General features: G+C 69.2%; 13 protein-coding genes and 2 pseudogenes. 11 read left to right on the forward strand and 4 right to left on the reverse strand.

What is annotated here, in order from left to right; translation table 11 throughout:
• Positions 1-458: 458 nt before the first annotated feature.
• Positions 459-2,198: pseudogene (locus CNR27_RS15965) on the forward strand (FimL-related protein); the annotation flags it as partial.
• Here CNR27_RS15965 and CNR27_RS15900 read toward each other — a convergent pair.
• Positions 2,146-4,023, reverse strand: coding sequence for a pentapeptide repeat-containing protein (locus CNR27_RS15900; protein WP_425435510.1), 1,878 nt, complete (start codon positions 4,021-4,023; stop codon positions 2,146-2,148). The pseudogene CNR27_RS15965 and the gene CNR27_RS15900 sit on opposite strands and share 53 nt — an antisense overlap.
• A gap of 203 nt (positions 4,024-4,226) precedes the next feature.
• Between CNR27_RS15900 and CNR27_RS15905 the strand changes: the two are divergent.
• The 3 genes and pseudogenes from CNR27_RS15905 to CNR27_RS05675 form a co-directional block, all read left to right on the forward strand.
• Positions 4,227-6,521: pseudogene (locus CNR27_RS15905) on the forward strand (response regulator); the annotation flags it as partial.
• Positions 6,514-8,028: a chemotaxis protein CheB gene (locus tag CNR27_RS05670; RefSeq protein ID WP_096297320.1), complete on the forward strand. Its 1,515-nt coding sequence runs from the start codon at positions 6,514-6,516 to the stop codon at positions 8,026-8,028. The pseudogene CNR27_RS15905 and the gene CNR27_RS05670, both read left to right, overlap by 8 nt.
• On the forward strand, positions 8,025-8,495 hold the full coding sequence (locus CNR27_RS05675) for a chemotaxis protein CheW (RefSeq protein WP_096297321.1): 471 nt from the start codon (positions 8,025-8,027) through the stop codon (positions 8,493-8,495). Before CNR27_RS05670 ends, CNR27_RS05675 begins: the two co-directional genes overlap by 4 nt.
• Positions 8,496-8,511: 16 nt before the next feature.
• Here CNR27_RS05675 and CNR27_RS05680 read toward each other — a convergent pair whose 3' ends face one another.
• Positions 8,512-9,249: a 16S rRNA (uracil(1498)-N(3))-methyltransferase gene (locus CNR27_RS05680; protein ID WP_096297322.1), complete on the reverse strand. Its 738-nt coding sequence runs from the start codon at positions 9,247-9,249 to the stop codon at positions 8,512-8,514.
• A complete protein-coding gene (gene bioA / locus CNR27_RS05685) occupies positions 9,240-10,643 on the reverse strand; it encodes an adenosylmethionine--8-amino-7-oxononanoate transaminase (RefSeq protein ID WP_096297323.1) in 1,404 nt (467 codons plus the stop codon). Before bioA ends, CNR27_RS05680 begins: the two co-directional genes overlap by 10 nt.
• A gap of 53 nt (positions 10,644-10,696) precedes the next feature.
• On the opposite strand from bioA, the gene nudE reads away from it, so the two are divergent.
• The 5 genes from nudE (at position 10,697) to CNR27_RS05710 (ending at position 13,666) form a co-directional block, all read left to right on the forward strand.
• Positions 10,697-11,248 (forward strand): ADP compounds hydrolase NudE, encoded by a 552-nt coding sequence (gene nudE / locus CNR27_RS05690; RefSeq protein WP_233580286.1) that lies wholly within the window; start codon positions 10,697-10,699, stop codon positions 11,246-11,248.
• Positions 11,241-12,065, forward strand: coding sequence for a 3'(2'),5'-bisphosphate nucleotidase CysQ (cysQ, locus tag CNR27_RS05695; RefSeq protein ID WP_096297324.1), 825 nt, complete (start codon positions 11,241-11,243; stop codon positions 12,063-12,065). Before nudE ends, cysQ begins: the two co-directional genes overlap by 8 nt.
• Positions 12,066-12,154: 89 nt before the next feature.
• Positions 12,155-12,982 (forward strand): nucleoside triphosphate pyrophosphohydrolase, encoded by an 828-nt coding sequence (mazG, locus tag CNR27_RS05700; protein ID WP_096297325.1) that lies wholly within the window; start codon positions 12,155-12,157, stop codon positions 12,980-12,982.
• Positions 12,979-13,302, forward strand: a complete 324-nt coding sequence (locus tag CNR27_RS05705) for a YnfA family protein (protein ID WP_096297326.1) — start codon at positions 12,979-12,981, stop codon at positions 13,300-13,302. Before mazG ends, CNR27_RS05705 begins: the two co-directional genes overlap by 4 nt.
• Positions 13,303-13,363: 61 nt before the next feature.
• A complete protein-coding gene (locus CNR27_RS05710) occupies positions 13,364-13,666 on the forward strand; it encodes an Mpo1-like protein (RefSeq protein ID WP_096297327.1) in 303 nt (100 codons plus the stop codon).
• Between the two features lie 64 nt (positions 13,667-13,730).
• Here the strand turns inward: CNR27_RS05710 and CNR27_RS05715 are convergent, their stop codons facing one another.
• Positions 13,731-14,075, reverse strand: a complete 345-nt coding sequence (locus CNR27_RS05715) for a DMT family protein (RefSeq protein ID WP_096297328.1) — start codon at positions 14,073-14,075, stop codon at positions 13,731-13,733.
• A 144-nt stretch (positions 14,076-14,219) separates the two neighbouring features.
• Between CNR27_RS05715 and CNR27_RS05720 the strand changes: the two genes are divergently transcribed.
• Both CNR27_RS05720 and CNR27_RS05725 read left to right on the forward strand, forming a co-directional pair.
• Complete coding sequence (locus CNR27_RS05720) at positions 14,220-14,933, forward strand: response regulator transcription factor (RefSeq protein ID WP_096297329.1); 714 nt, start codon at positions 14,220-14,222, stop codon at positions 14,931-14,933.
• A gap of 19 nt (positions 14,934-14,952) precedes the next feature.
• Positions 14,953-16,266 (forward strand): sensor histidine kinase, encoded by a 1,314-nt coding sequence (locus CNR27_RS05725; RefSeq protein ID WP_096297330.1) that lies wholly within the window; start codon positions 14,953-14,955, stop codon positions 16,264-16,266.
• Positions 16,267-16,329: the final 63 nt, after the last annotated feature.

Raw genomic sequence — 16,329 nt, forward strand, 5'->3', positions numbered from 1 at the left:
TGAGCGGCCTGCGCGATGCCATCGATCACACCATGCTCGGCTGGATCAAGCCGGAGCTGGACGAAGTGCTGCGTCAGGCGCGGGTCGAACTCGAGGCTTTCGCCGAGGATCCGGTCGACACCAGCCGCATGCGCCTGTGTGCCGGCTACCTGCAGCAGGCGCAGGGCACGCTGCACATGGTGGAGCTGTACGCGCCGGAGATGGTGGCCGAGGAGATGGGGCGCCTCGCCGGGGCCCTGCGCGACGGCCTGATCGCCGACCGCGACGCGGCCTGTGCGGCGTTGCTGCGCGGCATGCTGCTGCTGCCCGATTATCTGGAGCGTCTGCAGGGCGGTCACCGTGACATCCCGATCGTGCTGCTTCCGCTGCTCAACGAGCTGCGCGCAGCGCGCGGCGAGGGCGGGCTGAGCGAGAGCATCCTGTTCGCGCCGGATCTGGCGCGCGTGGTGCCCGACACCATGCCGGCCGCAGAAGTCTCCAGCGATCCCGAGGCCGCGCTGCGGCAGCTGCGGGTCGCGTTGCAGGCATGGCCCGAGACGGGCAGTCCGGGCGATACCGCCGCGCTGGTCGCCGGCCTGTCCGCGCTGGCCGCCCGTGCGGACACCGAATCACAGCGGCGCATGCTCTGGGTCGCGTCTCGCGTGGCCCAGGCGCTGGCGGACGGGGCGTTGCCGCCCGCAAGCCACGCGCCGCTGCGCCAGGTATTCGCGAGCGTGGAGCGTGAAATCCGCAACCACGCGCAGGCGCCACTCGACGCGCTGTTGTCGGACGCGGCGCAGGAGCCGACCCGGCAACTGCTGTATCACGTCGCCCACAGCGACGCCGCGCATCCGGCGCTCGACGCCTTGCGCGAGACATTCGACCTGCAGTCCCAGTTGCCCAGCGAAGCCGAGCTCGAACATGCGCGCGGCAGCCTCGGCGGCCGCAACCGCGCGCTGCTCGACACCGTATCCGCGGCTGTCAAGGAAGACCTCCTGAGGGTCAAGGATGCCCTGGACCTGCATCTGCGCATGGGCTCGCGCGATGCCGCCGGCCTGCAGCCGCAGGTCGAAGTGCTCACCGGCGTCGCCGACACGCTCGGCATGCTCGGCCTCGCTGCGGCGCGCAGCGTCGTCCAGCAGCAGCGCGACACCATGCGTGCCATCGTGGACGGGTCGGCGCCGGCGAGCGAGGACACCCTGCTCGATGTGGCCGGCGCGCTGCTGTATGTCGATGCGACGCTCGACGAGCAGGTCGCGCAGCTCGGTGGCGCTGGCCCCGAGACCTCCGACGACACCCTCGCGATGGAAGCGCAGCTGTCGATGGCGGTGCTGATGCGCGAGGCGATCGCCAACTTCTCAGACGCGCGCCAGGCGCTCGTTGCGTTTGTCGAGACCGGCTGGGACCACACCGAGCTGCAGGAAGTGCCGCGGCTGCTGGGAGAGGTCCGCGGGGCACTGACGATCCTGGAACTGCCCCAGGCCGCCAGCTATCTGGATGGCGTGCGGCTGTATGCCGAGCACGAGCTGATCGCGCGCCGGCGCGTGCCCAACGGTCGCCAGCTCGATACCTTCGCCGACGCACTGGCGAGCCTGGAGTACTACCTCGAGGCCCTGCGCGAACAGCGACCCAACCGCGCGGACATCCTCGACATCGCGCGCAGCAGCCTCGAAGCGCTGGGCTACTGGCCGCTGCCGACTTCGTTTGAAACGACCGGTGCCGCCGCAACGGATGCATCCGACGGCCGGGACGCCCCCGACGCCACGAGTGTCGATGTCGAACAGCTCGCGCGCGGCATCGAGGCGTGGACGCCGCCGGTCGATGCCATGACCGTGCCCGCATCGGTGCCGGCAACGGCACCGGCACCGGCAGCCGAGGCGGCGACAGATGTCGCTGCGTCAGTGCGTAGCGCCCCGACGCCGATGGGTGTTGGCGGCTTCGAGGAGGTCGGCGACGAGATCGATGACGAGATCCGCGAGGTCTTCCTCGAGGAGTTCGCGAGCGAGATCGAGAATCTCGACGCGTTGCTGCCGCGCTGGCGCGCGCAGCCCGACAATATCGAGCTCGTGCGTCCGATCCGGCGGGTCTTCCATACCCTCAAGGGCAGCGGCCGCCTGGTCGGCGCCAAGGCGCTGGGCGAGTTCAGCTGGTCGATCGAAAGCCTGCTCAATCGCGTGATCGAAGGGCGGCCGGCCACCCCGGCGGTGGTCGAGATGATCGATCAGGCCTTCTACACCCTGCCGGAGCTGCAGTCGGTGCTGCGCGGCGAGACCGTGCTGCGCGCCGATCTCGAGACGATGCAGGCCAATGCCGCGCGCATCGCCGCAGGTGACGATGCGATGCCGGCGCGCCCAGCGCCGTTGCAGATCGAAGCCACGCACGAGGCCGAATTGGCCGACGTCGACGCGGATAGCGTCGACGCACCTGCTTTGACCGCCGTGGACAGTGCAGCGGCTGACGCGGATGACAGTGGCACGGTCGAGACCGTGCCTGCCTCGGTCGATGCGTTGCTTCTGGAAATTCTCGACACTGAAGTTCAGGGTCATCTGCGGACGGTCGGCGACTGGCTCGCCGCCATCCGGACCGGTGAGGCTGCCGACGGCGAGCGCCTGCTGCGCGCGCTGCACACCATGCATGGCGCGTTCGCGATGGCCGAAGTGCCCGCGATCGGACTGCTGCTGGGCCCCGCGGAGGAGTACGCCCGCCGCCTGGTCGCGGCCGATGTCGCGCCGGACACGGACGTCGGCCCGGTGCTGGAAGCGGTCTGCAACGCTGCGCGCGACGCGCTGCAGCAGCTGCACCAGCCTGAGCCACGGATCGCCGTGCTGACCGCGCTCTCGGCGCAGGTCGGTGAACTGCGTGACCGACTGCCTGAGGCCCCTGTCGAGCGGTTCGCCTTCGACATGGGCGAGGACATCGACGCCATCGCCAGCAATGACGATGCCGGTGAAGGTGATCGCGAGCCGACGGACTCCGGCGTGGGTGCCGGTGACGACGCCGGCGCCTCGATCGAAGGCTGGGATGCGCGCGACTCGGGATTCGGGATCGGGCCGTCGCAGTGGGACGGCGGCGGACATCCGGTCGAGCACGAGCTGACTGGCCAGGAACCGGGCCTTCCCACGCAGGAAGACCCGGCTCGCGCCGAGCAGATGCGACTCGAAGCCGAACGCTTCGAAGCCGAACGCCTGGAACAGCAGCGCATCGAAGCCGAGCGGCTCGCCCGCGAAGACGCCGAGCGCGCCGAGCAGGCCCGTCTCGAAGCCGAACGCCTCGAGGCCGAGCGTCTGGACCTGGAGCGCCTCGAAGCCGAGCGCGTCGAGGCCGAGCGTCTGGAGCTGGAGCGCATCGAAGCCGAGCGTTTCGCCCGCGAAGACGCCGAGCGCGCCGAGCAGGCCCGTCTCGAAGCCGAGCGTCTCGAGGCCGAGCGTCTGGACCTGGAGCGTCTCGAAGCCGAACGCCTCGAAGCCGAGCGCGTCGAAGCCGAGCGCCTCGAAGCCGAGCGCGTCGAAGCCGAGCGCCTCGAAGCCGAGCGCCTCGAAGCCGAGCGCCTCGAAGCCGAGCGCCTCGAAGCCGAGCGACTTGCCCGCGAAGATGCCGAGCGTGCCGAGCAGGCCCGTCTCGAAGCCGAGCGCCTCGAGGCCGAACGTCTGGAACTGGAGCGTGCCGAGCAGGCCCGTCTCGAAGCCGAGCGTGTGGAACTGGAGCGCATCGAGGCCGAAGGTCTTGAAGCCGAACGTCTTGAGGCGGAGCGCCTGGAGCTGGAGCGCAACGAAGCCGAGCGCCTCGCGCAGGAACAGGCCGCGCGCGAGGAGTCGGAGCGTGTTGCCGAATCCGAGTTTGGACATGAGCAGCCGGAATATCCGGAGGCGTCCGCCGTTGCGGCGGTCGGGCTCGAGCATCTCGACCTGCAGTCGCAGATCGATGCGGCTGTGCTGGCATCGGAACGCCTGCGCTTCGAGCAGGACGAGACCGAGCGCTCCGCGACAGCGACGGCGCAGAGCGAAGCTGAAGCGATCGACGGGGGGATGCCGGTTGCCTTCGCATCGACGGGTTCGGATGCCGACGAGGCGATCGTGAACGCCGTCAATTCGCCAGCGCCGGCGGATGAGCCGTCCGTGGCCGTCACGCCCGAAGCCGCTCAGCCCGCCGACAGCAGCGATATCGACGACGCGCCTGATCTGCCGGCCCATGAAGAGGACCCGGATGCGCCGCTGGCGCTCGACGGCCTCGATCCGGAACTGGTCGACATCTTCGTCGAGGAAGGCATCGACCTGCTCGACCATTCCGACGCGTTGCTGGCGCAGCTGCGCGAGACACCCGACAACCGTGACGCGGTGGCCGGCCTGCAGCGCGATCTGCACACGCTCAAGGGCGGTGCGCGGATGGCCGGGCTGATGGAGATCGGCGAGCTCGGGCACGCGATGGAGACCCTGCTCGAAGCGGTCGCCGAACGCCATCGCACCCTGAAGCGTGGTGATGTGTCGCTGCTCGAACGCGGCTTCGATCGTCTGCACACGATGGTCACCCGTGCCGGCGAACGCCGCGCGATCGGACCCTCGCAGGCCCTGGTCGAGGCGTTCAACGGCACCGCCACGGGCGATGCGCCGGCCGCCTCTCCGGCGCCCGCCCCGGCGTCTGCGAAGGCCGAACTGGCACCGCTGTCGGCACCGCTGCCGCTCGATGCCGGCATTGAGGACGAGGAGACCGCGCTGCGTGGCTCGCAGGAACAGGTCCGCATCCGCGCCGATCTGCTCGACAGGCTGGTTACCTACGCAGGCGAGGTCGCGATCTATCGCGCGCGCCTGGAACAGCAGCTGGGCGGCTTCCGCGCGGCGATGAACGAACTGGCGCAGACCAATACGCGTCTTCGCGACCAGTTGCGCCGGCTCGACATCGAGACCGAAGCGCAGATCGTCGCGCGTTACCAGCGAGAAGGCGACACCTCCGACACGACGTTCGATCCGCTGGAACTCGACCGGTTCTCGACCCTGCAGCAGCTCTCGCGCGCGCTTGGCGAGACTGCATCCGACTTCGGCAGCCTGCAGCAGACGCTCGACGACCAGACCAGTCAGTACGAGACCCTGCTGACGCAGCAGTCGCGGGTCAGCTCGGACCTGCAGGAAGGCCTGATGCGAACGCGCATGGTGCCGTTCGACGGGCTCGTGCCGCGTCTGCGCCGGGTCATGCGTCAGGCCGCGCAGGACACCGGCAAGCCGGTGCAGCTGCAGCTCGAAGGCACCCAGGGCGAGCTCGATCGCAACGTGCTCGAACGCATGGTCTCGCCGCTGGAACACATGCTGCGCAATGCGGTCGCGCATGGTCTCGAGTCGCCGGAAGCACGTCGCAAGGCCGGCAAGCCGGCGGAAGGCCAGGTGCGCATCGCGGTGCGTCGCGAGGGCTCGGAAGTCGTGCTCGAGGTCGGTGATGACGGCGCGGGCCTGGACCGTGCCGCGATCCGCCGTCGCGCCGAGGAACGCGGCCTGCTGCAGGCCGGGGCCGAGGTGGCCGATCCCGATCTGGACGCGCTGATCCTGCAGCCGGGCTTCTCGACCGCGACCGAGGTCAGCCGCCTTGCCGGACGTGGCGTCGGCATGGACGTGGTGGCGAGCGAAGTCCGCCAGCTCGGCGGCACCTTCGACATCCACTCGCGCGCCGGTGCCGGCACCACCTTCACCCTGCGCCTGCCGCAGACGCTCGCCGTCACCCAGGCCGCGTTCGTGCGTATCGGCGAGACCAGCTTCGCGGTGCCGATCGCTTCGGTGCGCGGCGTCGGTCGCATCAGTCGCGCCGAAGCAACGCCCGGCGCGATCTACCGCTACGGCGGCGAGGACTATCTGCTCCACGACCTCGGTCGCCTCGTCGGCCAGCCGCCGGCGCGCGCGGAAGGCCAGCTGCAGATGCCGCTGCTGCTGATCCGTGCGGGTGAGCTGCGCGCAGCCGTCGCGGTGGACGAAATCATCGGCAACCGCGAGATCGTGGTGAAGCCGGTCGGTCCGCAGGTCACATCGATCCCGGGCATCTTCGGCGCCACGATCATGGGCGACGGTCGCGTGGTCGTGATCCTCGACGTCGCACCGCTGGTGCGCCGCTATGGCGCGCACCTCGCTGCCAATCCCGACGCTGCGCTGCACGTGCCCGAACCGGCGCCGGCGGCTCGCGCAGTGCCGCTGGTGATGGTGGTCGACGACTCGGTGACGATGCGCAAGGTCACCGGCCGCGTGCTCGAGCGACACAACTTCGAGGTCATCACAGCGAAGGACGGCATCGACGCGATCGAGCGCATGGACGAACGCGTGCCCGACCTGATGCTGCTCGATATCGAGATGCCGCGCATGGACGGTTACGAGCTCGCGACCCACATGAAGGCCGACGCTCGCCTGCGCGATGTCAGCATCATGATGATCACGTCGCGCACGGGCGAGAAACACCGCCAGCGTGCGTTCGAGATCGGTGTCGACCGCTATCTCGGCAAGCCCTACCAGGAGCCGGAACTGCTGCGCCACGTCTACGAGCTGTTGAACCTGGAGCGCGACGATGCGTGACGCGATCCGGACGGTCGTGCTGGCGCGCGAAGGCGCCGCGCGCGATCGCGTGGTCGAAGCCCTGGTCGAGGCCGGAGCCGATCCGATCACATCGCTCGATCCCGCGCAGCATGCGCCCGATGCCCTCGATGCCCTGGCGCCATCGGTGCTGGTCGTGGTGCTCGATCCCGTCGACGAAGCCGCGCTCGAGCCCTTCGAGCCGCGCTTCGCCGCGCCGGGGATGACGGTGATCTTCGAAGAGGCCGCGCTGGTGCTCGAGCGCAGCGGCTGGGACGCTGCGCGCTGGGTGCGGCATCTCGCGGCGAAACTCCATGGCTTCGGCGACGTGCTGCCTCCATCCAGTGCGAACGAGGCGTCCGTGCCGGAGCCGCTGTCGCTGGAGCTGGACGCGCATACCGACACAGGCGCGCTCGCGCTCGCGGCGTCGGCCGCGCCTGTGGATGTCGAGACCACGCACGAGCCCGGGCCGGCGCTCGACGATTCGACCCATCTCGTCTTCGATCCGGTCGCGGCCGAGTTCGATGCGCCGCTCACGCAGGCCCCTGCTGTGGAATTCAGCTTCGACTTCCAGCTGGCCGACTACGACGAGGCCAGCTACACGCCACCGGCCGCGCCACCGGGCGAAGTCCGTGACCTGGACGAGAATCTGGCCAGCTGGTCCGAGGCGTCGACGCCGGAGTCGGGGTCGTCGATCGAAACGACGCCTGACGGCATTGCGGACATCGAGGATGCCGGTGATACGCCCGTCGCCAGCCCGGCGGCGGCTGGGGAGGCCAGCACGTCCCCGCTGACACTGCTCGATGGCGATGCACTGCCCGCGCAGGCCCCCGGGCTCGGGGCGGACGCGGCCGCGCCTGCGACCATGCTCCAGCGCGACATCTCCGATCTCGAGTCCCGCATCGCCGGGCTGAGCCTGGCCGATGCCGACAGCTACGGCCACGGCCCGCGCAAGGGCGTGGTACTCATCGCCGGCGGTCTGGGTGGGCCCGACGCGGTCCGGCAACTGCTCGCTGCATTGCCCGAAGGCTTCCCGCGTCCGGTACTGGTGCGCCTGCAACTCGATGGTGGTCGCTATGACCGCCTGGTCCGGCAGATGGAGCGGGTGACCCCGATGCCGGTGCAACTGGCCGAGGCGGGAATGACGGTCGCCCCGGGCGAGGTCTATTTCCTGCCGCCCGGCGTGCTGCCGGTCATGACTGCGGGCGAGCTGCGGTTCGCCGAAGGCGACGATGTTGGCGGTCTTGCCGACGCGGTACCGGCCGACGACAGCGCCGTACTGTTCCTCAGCGGCGCTGATCCGGCGCTGGTCGACGTGGTGATGGGCCCGGCATGGCAGGGCGCACTGGTGGGCGGGCAGGCGGAGGATGGCTGTTATGACCCGGCCGCCGCGATGGCGGTTGCCGAGCGTGGCGGCCCGTCCGGGAGTCCCGGTGATATCGCCGACTGGCTGATCGCGCGCTGGATGCCCGGCGCGGGGCGTTTCGATTCCGGAGAACTGTCGCTGTGAGCACCCATGACGAAATCCGCGGCGTGCTGATCCGCGCCGGCACCACCCAGCTGCTGCTGCCCAATGCCTCGATCTCCGAGGTGCTGTCCTACTCGCCGCCCGAAGCGGTGGCCGATGCGCCGGACTGGCTGCTCGGTCGTCTGCGCTGGCGCGGGTGGCGCCTGCCGCTGGTCGCGTTCCCGGTGCTCGCCGGGCAGGGCGACGAACGCGCGGACCTGTCGAGCAAGGTCGTGGTGCTCAAGGCGCTCGGCGGCGATGCGCGTCTGCCGTTCTTCGCGCTGCTGACCGAGGGCTTTCCGCGCCTGGTGACGATCGCGGCCGACAAGCTGCTCGATGAATCCCAGGGCGATGACAAGGATGCCCTGCCGTTCGCGGTTCGCGCGCGGGTGCGGCTCAACGACGACGTCGCCCTGATTCCCGACATCGACCGGATCGAACTCTCGGTTCGCGAGGCGCTCGCCGCCTGAGTGCGTGCGCCGGCGCTCAGCCGGCGAGGTCGCCGAAGCGCGCCTGGAGCGCGGCGATCGCGGCCATGCCCGCGGTTTCGGTCCGCAGGATCCGCGGTCCGAGGCGCAGGCCGCCGAACCCCGCAGCAACCAGAGCGGCGCGGTCGTTGGCCGACCAGCCGCCCTCTGGACCGATCGCGAGTACGACGTCACCCGATGGCGCCGGCAGGGCCGCAATACCGGTCTCCGCTTCGGGGTCGAGCAGCCAGCGCGCGCTGCTGCCCGCCAACCCGGCGAGCGCAGCGGCCAGCGGCTGCGGCGCCGAGACCTCGGGCACGCGCGCGCGCCAGCTCTGCTCGCAGGCCGAGGTCACCACGCTGCGCCAGTGCGCATGGCGCTTGGCCGCTCGCTCGGCGTCGAGCCTGACCTCGCTGCGATCGCTCGACACCGGCAGGAAGGCTGCGACGCCCAGTTCGGTGGCCTTCTGCAGGATCCAGTCCATCTTCTCGCCGCGCGCGATGCCCTGGACCAGGGTGATCCGCAGCGGCGATTCGACATCCACCGCGCGCGTACCGACGATCTCGGCGCTCGCACCGCGCTTGCCCACCTTGACCAGGCGCGCGTCGTGATCGAAACCGTCGCCGTTGAACAACACGCAGGCGTCGCCCTCGCGCAGGCGCAGCACGCGTACCAGATGCGCGGCGGCATCGTCCGGCAGCTCGATGGACGCACCGGGGCCGAGCGGACGGTCGACGAATGCCCGGATCACGCGCATGCGGTCGCCTCCTCGATCGCCTCGGCCGTGACCGCGGTCAGTAGCTGCAGCTGGGCATCGTCGATGCAATAGGGCGGCATCCAGTAGAGGATGTCGCCGAGCGGACGCAGCAGCACCCCGCGCTCGACCGCATGACGGTAGGCGCGCAGGCCCACGCGCAGCGCAGGGTCGAAGGGCGTGCGCCGGTCGCCATCGCGGGTCAGTTCGAAGGCCACGACCATGCCGGTCCGGCGGGTGTCGGCCACGTGCCGGTGCATGCCGACCTCGGCCGCCAGTGTCGCCATTTTCGCCGCAGTGCCGCGGTTGCGCGCGAGCACGTCGTCGCTCTCGAAGATGTCGAGCGAGGCCAGCGCAGCGGCGCAGGCCAGCGGGTTGCCGGTGTAGCTGTGCGAATGCAGGAAGGCACGTTCGCGCGAGGCATCGAGGAAGCCATCGTAGAGCGCCTGGGTCGCGAGCACCGTCGACAGTGGCAGGAAGCCGCCGGTCAGGCCCTTCGACAGGCACAGCAGGTCGGGCTGGATGCCCGCCTGCTCGCACGCGAACAAAGTGCCCGTGCGACCGAAACCGACGGCGATCTCATCGGCGATCAGGAAGATGCCGTGCGCGTCGCACAGCTCGCGCACGCGCTTGAGATAGACCGGATCGTGCATGCGCATGCCGCCGGCGCACTGGATCAACGGCTCGAGGATCAGCGCGCAGATCTCGCCCGCGTGCTCGTCGAGCAGCTGCGCCAGCGCATCGGCGGCCTCCTCGGCCTGGCCTGCGGCGCTCAGGCCGTCGCGGGCCAGGTAGGCATCGGGCGAGGGCGCGAACACCGACTCGCACAGCAGCGGTGCATAGACCCGTCGATACAGCGGGATGTCGCCCACCGCGAGCGCGCCCAGGGTTTCGCCGTGATAGCCGTTCTGCAGGGCGACGAACTTGGTCCGCTGCGGCGCGTCGCCGCGGTTCTGGAACCACTGGAACGCCATCTTCAGCGCGACCTCGACACCCGCCGAGCCGTTGTCGGCATAGAACACCTTCGTCAGTGGCGCGCGCCCCGGCTCACGGGGTGCGAGCCTGAGCAGGCGTTCGGCCAACTCGACCGCGCGCGGGTGCGTGCAGCCGGCCAGGATCACCTGTTCGAGCGTGCGCGCCTGCGTGGCGATGGCCTCGGCGATGCGGGGTTCGGCGTGCCCATGGAGGTTGGTCCACCAGCTGCTGCCCGAATCGAGGATGCGGCGGCCACCGCTTTCGATCAGCCACGCGCCTTCGCCGCGCTCGATCGGCAGCAGCGGCTGCACGTCGGGGTGTTCGCGCATCTGCGTGCATGGATGCCAGACCGCGGCGAGGTCGCGGGTCCGCCAGTCATTGCCGTCGGCTAGAATGGCCGGATCGTGAATCTGTCCTGTCATCCGCGCATTATCGCCCCGCATCGCCGCGCCCGTGCAGGCGGGAGCGTGCCGGCGTGAGCAAGACACTGCCGACCATCCATGAGGTCACCGAACACGATGCCGCGCTCTATCGCACGGAGCGGCTCGATCTCGAGTTCTCCAATGGCGAGCGCCGGCTCTACGAACGGCTGCACGGGCGTGGCCACGGCGCGGTGATCGTGGTGCCGATGGCCGACGCCGATACCGTACTGCTGGTACGCGAGTACGCCGCGGGCTTTCACCGCTACGAGCTGGGCCTGGTCAAGGGCCGCATCGATGCCGGCGAAACCGCGCTCGAGGCGGCCGACCGAGAGCTCAAGGAAGAGATCGGATTCGGCGCCCGGCGCCTGGAGGCGCTGCGATCGATCTCGCTGGCGCCGCAGTACATGAGCCACCAGGCTACGCTGGTCCTCGCGCGCGATCTCTATCCCGAGCGGCTGGCCGGCGACGAGCCCGAGGAGCTTGAAGTGGTGCCGTGGAAGCTCGATGCCTTGCACGAGCTGATCCTGCGCGAGGACTTTTCCGAGGGCCGCTCGATCGCTGCCCTGTTCATCGTCCGCGACTGGCTGCGCCACCACGGTGGCTGAGGCCGCGGACCCCGTTTCCGGGCATGTGCGCGAGGGCGTCATAGCGATCGCCCGCGCCGCAGCTGAGGCCATCTTGCGGATCTACGCCGACGAGTTCGACGTCGTCCGCAAGGCCGATGCCAGCCCGGTCACCGCCGCCGATCTGGCTGCGCACCACGTCATCGTCGATGGCCTGAAGGCGCTCACCCCGGGGATCCCGGTGCTGTCGGAGGAATCGGCCGAAACCGTGCCGACCGCGACGCGCCGCAGCTGGACGCGGATGTGGCTGGTCGATCCGCTCGACGGCACGCGCGAGTTCGTCAAGCGCAACGGCGAATTCACGGTCAACATCGCGCTGATCGAAGCGGGGCTCGCGACCTTCGGCGTGATCCAGGCACCGGTGACCGGCGAGCTGTGGCATGGCGCGCCCGGGCTCGGCACCTTCAAGCGCGAAGGTGCGCGCGACATCGCACTTCACGCGCCGCGGCGCCATGGCGATTGCGGGCTGCGTGTCGCCGCGAGCCGGTCACATCGCGATCCACGGACGACCGCGCTGCTCGCCCGTATCGGCGATGCAATGCCGGTGGCGCTGGGATCTTCATTGAAATTCTGTCGCCTCGCCGAAGGCGGCATGGACGTCTATCCCCGCTTCGGTCCGACCAGTGAATGGGATACGGCGGCCGGCCAGGCGATCCTCGAGGGCGCCGGCGGCGTCGTGCTCGACCCGCACGGCCGACCGTTCCGCTACAACCAGCGCGACACGATCCTCAATGGCGACTTCATCGCGCTGGGCGATCCGGGCCTGCCATGGCGCGACTGGGTCGGGTCCCGCGGCTGAGCGCCATCCCACGCAGCGGACGCGCGCTGCCACGCGCTGCACCGCTCGCTAGACTCGGCGCCACCTCCCGTCTCGCCACAGGAATTCCCATGCCGCATGCCCCGGGCGACATCCGCCGCATTCTCGAGATCATGGCGCGTCTGCGCGATCGGCAGTCCGGCTGCCCCTGGGATCTGGAGCAGGATTTCGCATCGATCGCCGCCTACACCATCGAGGAAGCCTACGAGGTCGCCGACGCGATCGATCGCAAGGATCTTCCCGGCCTGTGCGACGAACTGGGCGACCTGCTGTTCCAGGTCGTGTTCCATGCGCGGATGGCCGAGGAGCAGGGCGCCTTCGCATTCGGCGACGTCGTCGACGCGATCAGCGACAAGATGATCCGCCGTCATCCGCACATCTTCGGCGACGCCTGTGCCGGTGACGCGCAGACGGTGCTACGCAACTGGGAGGCGATCAAGCGTGCCGAACGCGCGGCGGCGGGCGAGACCGATGTCTCGGCGCTGGCCGGCATCGCCCGTGGACTGCCCGAGTGGCAGCGCGCGGTGAAGTTGCAGCAGCGCGCCGCGCGGGTCGGTTTCGACTGGCCGGGGCCGGCGCCGGTGATCGACAAGCTGCACGAGGAGATCGACGAAGTCCGCGCGGAGTTCGCTGCGATCGCCGCCGACCCCGGCGACAGCGGGGCGCAGGCGCGGCTGGAAGAGGAGATCGGCGACCTGCTGTTCGTCGCGGCAAACCTGGCGCGGCACGCGAAGGTCGATGTCGGCAGCGCGCTGCGCCGCGCGAACCACAAGTTCGAGCGCAGGTTCCGCGCGATGGAAGCGATGGCGGAAGCCGATGGCACGCCGCTGGCGGGGCAGGGGCTCGACGCCCAGGACGGCTACTGGCTGCGCGCCAAGCAGGCTGAACGCGATCCATGAAGGTCCTGCTGCTGTTCGTTGCGACGGCGCTGGCCGAGATCGTCGGTTGTTATCTGCCGTGGCTGTGGCTGCGCCAGAACGGCAGCCCTTGGCTGTTGGTGCCGGCAGCGTTCGCGCTCGCGGCCTTCGTCTGGCTGCTGAGCCTGCATCCCACTGCAACGGGCCGCGTATACGCGGCTTACGGCGGGGTCTATGTCGCGGTCGCGTTGTTGTGGCTGTGGCGCGTGGATGGCGTCGCGCCGAGCCGCTGGGATCTGCTCGGCGCCGGGCTGTGCCTGGCGGGCATGGCGATCATCATGCTGGCGCCGCGCAGCAGCTGAGCCGGTTGACGCGCGCCGGGCCCGGTGCGATCAATGGTGCAACGACTCTCCGGGCAGACCGATGCAGCGATTCGCCAGCTTTCGCGAGTTCTATCCGTTCTATCTCGGCGAACATGCGCACGCGGTGTCGCGGCGCCTGCATTTCATCGGCAGCTGCGGTGTGCTGGTCCTGCTCGGCGTCGCGCTGTGGCATCGCAACGCCTGGTGGCTGCTCGCGGCGCTGGTCTGCGGCTATGGCTTCGCCTGGGTGGGGCATTTCTTCTTCGAGAAGAACCGGCCCGCCACGTTCCGGCACCCGCTGTATTCCTTCATGGGCGACTGGGTGATGTTCAAGGACATCCTGACCGGACGCATCCGCTTCTGAGGCCGTCGGCTCCCCGCGCGGCAGGGCGACGCGCCCGTCTTCGTTCGACCGTCCACGCGAACGGTCATTCCAGAAAGATCAGCCAGGCCGCCACGATGATGAGGGCGAAGCCGGCCCAGTGGTTCCACTTCAGCGGCTGGTCGAGGTACCACGTGGAGAAACCGGCAAAGACCAGCAGGGTGATCACCTCCTGCATGCCCTTGAGCTGCGGCGCGGAGTAGACCGTTGCGCCGATGCGGTTGGCCGGCACCATCAGGATGTACTCGAAGAACGCGATGCCCCAACTGACGACGATGACGGTCAGAATCGGCGCGCTCCGGTATTTGAGGTGCCCGTACCAGGCGAACGTCATGAAGATGTTCGAGCCCACCAGCAACAGGATCGGGAGATAACGTTCGTAGCCGGTCATGGCGCAGGGTCAGGGACGGGGGAGCGCCGATCGTAGCGCCGGAGGCCCCAGCCATGGCGACATACGGAATCTTCACAACTCGTGCACTTCAAAAATGAGAGTTTCACAAACCTTAATCCATTGCACCAGGTCTGGAGTTTGTTCATGCGCGCAGGTCAGGAACCCGGGGGTCTCGTCCTCATCGTCGAGGACAATCGCAACATCTCCGAGATGGTCGGCGAATATCTGGAAGGTCGGGGCTTCGAGGTGGACTATGCCGCCGACGGCCTCGACGGCTACCGCCTGGCGACCGAGAACAACTACGACGTCATCGTCCTCGACCTGATGCTGCCGCGCCTGGACGGCATCGAAGTCTGCAAGCGGCTGCGCGAGGACGCGCGCAAGTCGACGCCCGTGCTGATGCTGACCGCGCGCGACACCCTGGACGAGAAGCTCACCGGGCTGAGTTCGGGGGCAGACGACTACCTGACCAAGCCGTTCGCGATCCAGGAGCTTGAGGCGCGCCTGCGGGCGCTGATCCGCCGCGAACGCCGCCAGGTCGGCTCGGAAGTGCTCAAGGTCGCCGATCTGGTGCTCGATCCGGCCAGCATGCGCGCCACGCGCGGAGGTACCGAGCTGCAGCTCTCGCCGATCGGCATGAAACTGCTGACGATCCTGATGCGCGAATCGCCGCGTGTGGTCAACCGCCAGGAGATCGAGCGCGAGATCTGGGGCAACAGCCTACCCGACTCCGACACCCTGCGCAGTCACCTGTACAACCTGCGCAAGATCATCGACAAGCCCTATGAGAAGCAGTTGCTGCACACCGTGCAGAGCGCCGGCTACCGGATCGCCGACATTGAACAGTCGCCGGCCTGAGCCGATCTAGCGCTCCACGATGCCCCAAGGTCTTCCCAACCGCATCCGCGATGCGTTCACGTTCCAGGCGGTCATTGCCGGTCTGACGCTGATCGTCTGCGTCATGACCGCGGCCTTCATCGGCCGCGAGGTCGTCGCGCGGCAATGGCTCCGCGCGGAGGCCGATGTCTGGTGGCAGGCGCGCGGTACCGACGTGGCGTATCCGCCGCCCTTCGGCGTCAACCTGCAGGGATATTTCGTGCCCGACGACGGCAGCGCGCTGCAGTCGATCGTCGGCGCGGAGCGGGCGATGGGTAGCGTCGTGCGCTTCAAGGATGCCCCCGAGGGCTTTTCGCCGCGTAGCGACACCGAAGGCGTGCTGCTCGTCGACCGTCGGCCGGGCGGCACCCTCTACCTCGCCGCTTCGCTGTCGTTGTTCGATCGTATCCTCGCGCTCGCGGCCGGAGCGCTGGCGCTGCTGATGATGGCGACCATGTTCGTCGTCTCCTGGATGACCTATCGCACTTCCAGGCGGATCGTGTTGCCGATCCATCGGCTGGCCGACGAGGTTGCACGCTGGAACCCGTCCGACGATGGCGACGGCGTGCCGCCGCCGCTGTCGACCCGCGAGGACACCGGCCGCGAGGCGCGCGCGCTCACCAGTGCGCTGCTCGGGCTGGGCGAGCGCATCAGCGCCTTCGTGCGGCGTGAGCGCGAGTTCACCCGCGATGCCAGCCATGAGCTGCGTACCCCGCTGACGGTGATCCGGGTGGCCAGCGACATGATCGCGTCCGACCCGGCCACGCCACCGCACCAGCAACGGCCGCTGCTGCGGATCCGGCGCGCCACTCAGGACATGGAAGCGGTCATCGATGCGCTGCTGGTGCTTGCTCGCGAGCGCGGCGTGATGCCACAGAGCGAGATCTTCGGTGTGGTCGAGGTGGTCGAGGAAGAACTCGACAAGGTCCGGCCGCTGTTCGAGGGCAAGCACCTCACGCTCGAACTCGACGTCCAGGCCCGCCCGCGGCTCGACGCCCCGCCGCGCGTGCTCGGCGTGATGCTGGGTCACCTGCTGCGCAACGCCTGGGCATTCACCGAGACCGGTGGCGTGGCAGTGATCGTCATGAACGACCGGATCATCGTGCGCGACAGCGGCATCGGCATGACCGCCGACGTGCTCAAGCGCGTCTACGACCCGTTCTATCGCGCAGACCCGTTTTCACAGTCGGGCAAGGGGATCGGCCTGTCCATCGTGCGCCGTCTGGGCACGCGCTTCGGCTGGCCGGTCGCACTGGAAAGTGCCGCCGGCGAGGGCACCACGGTCACCGTCGTGTTCCGGGACCGCCTGGTCTGAACCGCTTGAGCCGCGGCTGAGCGCCCGATCAGGGAAACTGCGACGCGCAGTCAACTGTTTCGT

Origin of the sequence: Luteimonas chenhongjianii (genome assembly GCF_002327105.1) — a bacterium.
Taxonomy (GTDB): Bacteria; Pseudomonadota; Gammaproteobacteria; order Xanthomonadales; family Xanthomonadaceae; genus Luteimonas; species Luteimonas chenhongjianii.

What these genes read in the sequence shown, in the direction of transcription:
- CNR27_RS15900 (WP_425435510.1), bottom strand. Translation starts at nt 4,023, where the DNA reads ATGCGAAGGCAACCGGCATCCCCCCGTCGATCGCTTCAGCTTCGCTCT.
- CNR27_RS05670 (WP_096297320.1), top strand. Translation starts at nt 6,514, where the DNA reads ATGCGTGACGCGATCCGGACGGTCGTGCTGGCGCGCGAAGGCGCCGCG.
- CNR27_RS05680 (WP_096297322.1), bottom strand. Translation starts at nt 9,249, where the DNA reads ATGCGCGTGATCCGGGCATTCGTCGACCGTCCGCTCGGCCCCGGTGCG.
- bioA (WP_096297323.1), bottom strand. Translation starts at nt 10,643, where the DNA reads ATGACAGGACAGATTCACGATCCGGCCATTCTAGCCGACGGCAATGAC.
- mazG (WP_096297325.1), top strand. Translation starts at nt 12,155, where the DNA reads ATGCCGCATGCCCCGGGCGACATCCGCCGCATTCTCGAGATCATGGCG.
- CNR27_RS05705 (WP_096297326.1), top strand. Translation starts at nt 12,979, where the DNA reads ATGAAGGTCCTGCTGCTGTTCGTTGCGACGGCGCTGGCCGAGATCGTC.
- CNR27_RS05710 (WP_096297327.1), top strand. Translation starts at nt 13,364, where the DNA reads ATGCAGCGATTCGCCAGCTTTCGCGAGTTCTATCCGTTCTATCTCGGC.
- CNR27_RS05715 (WP_096297328.1), bottom strand. Translation starts at nt 14,075, where the DNA reads ATGACCGGCTACGAACGTTATCTCCCGATCCTGTTGCTGGTGGGCTCG.
- CNR27_RS05720 (WP_096297329.1), top strand. Translation starts at nt 14,220, where the DNA reads ATGCGCGCAGGTCAGGAACCCGGGGGTCTCGTCCTCATCGTCGAGGAC.
- CNR27_RS05725 (WP_096297330.1), top strand. Translation starts at nt 14,953, where the DNA reads ATGCCCCAAGGTCTTCCCAACCGCATCCGCGATGCGTTCACGTTCCAG.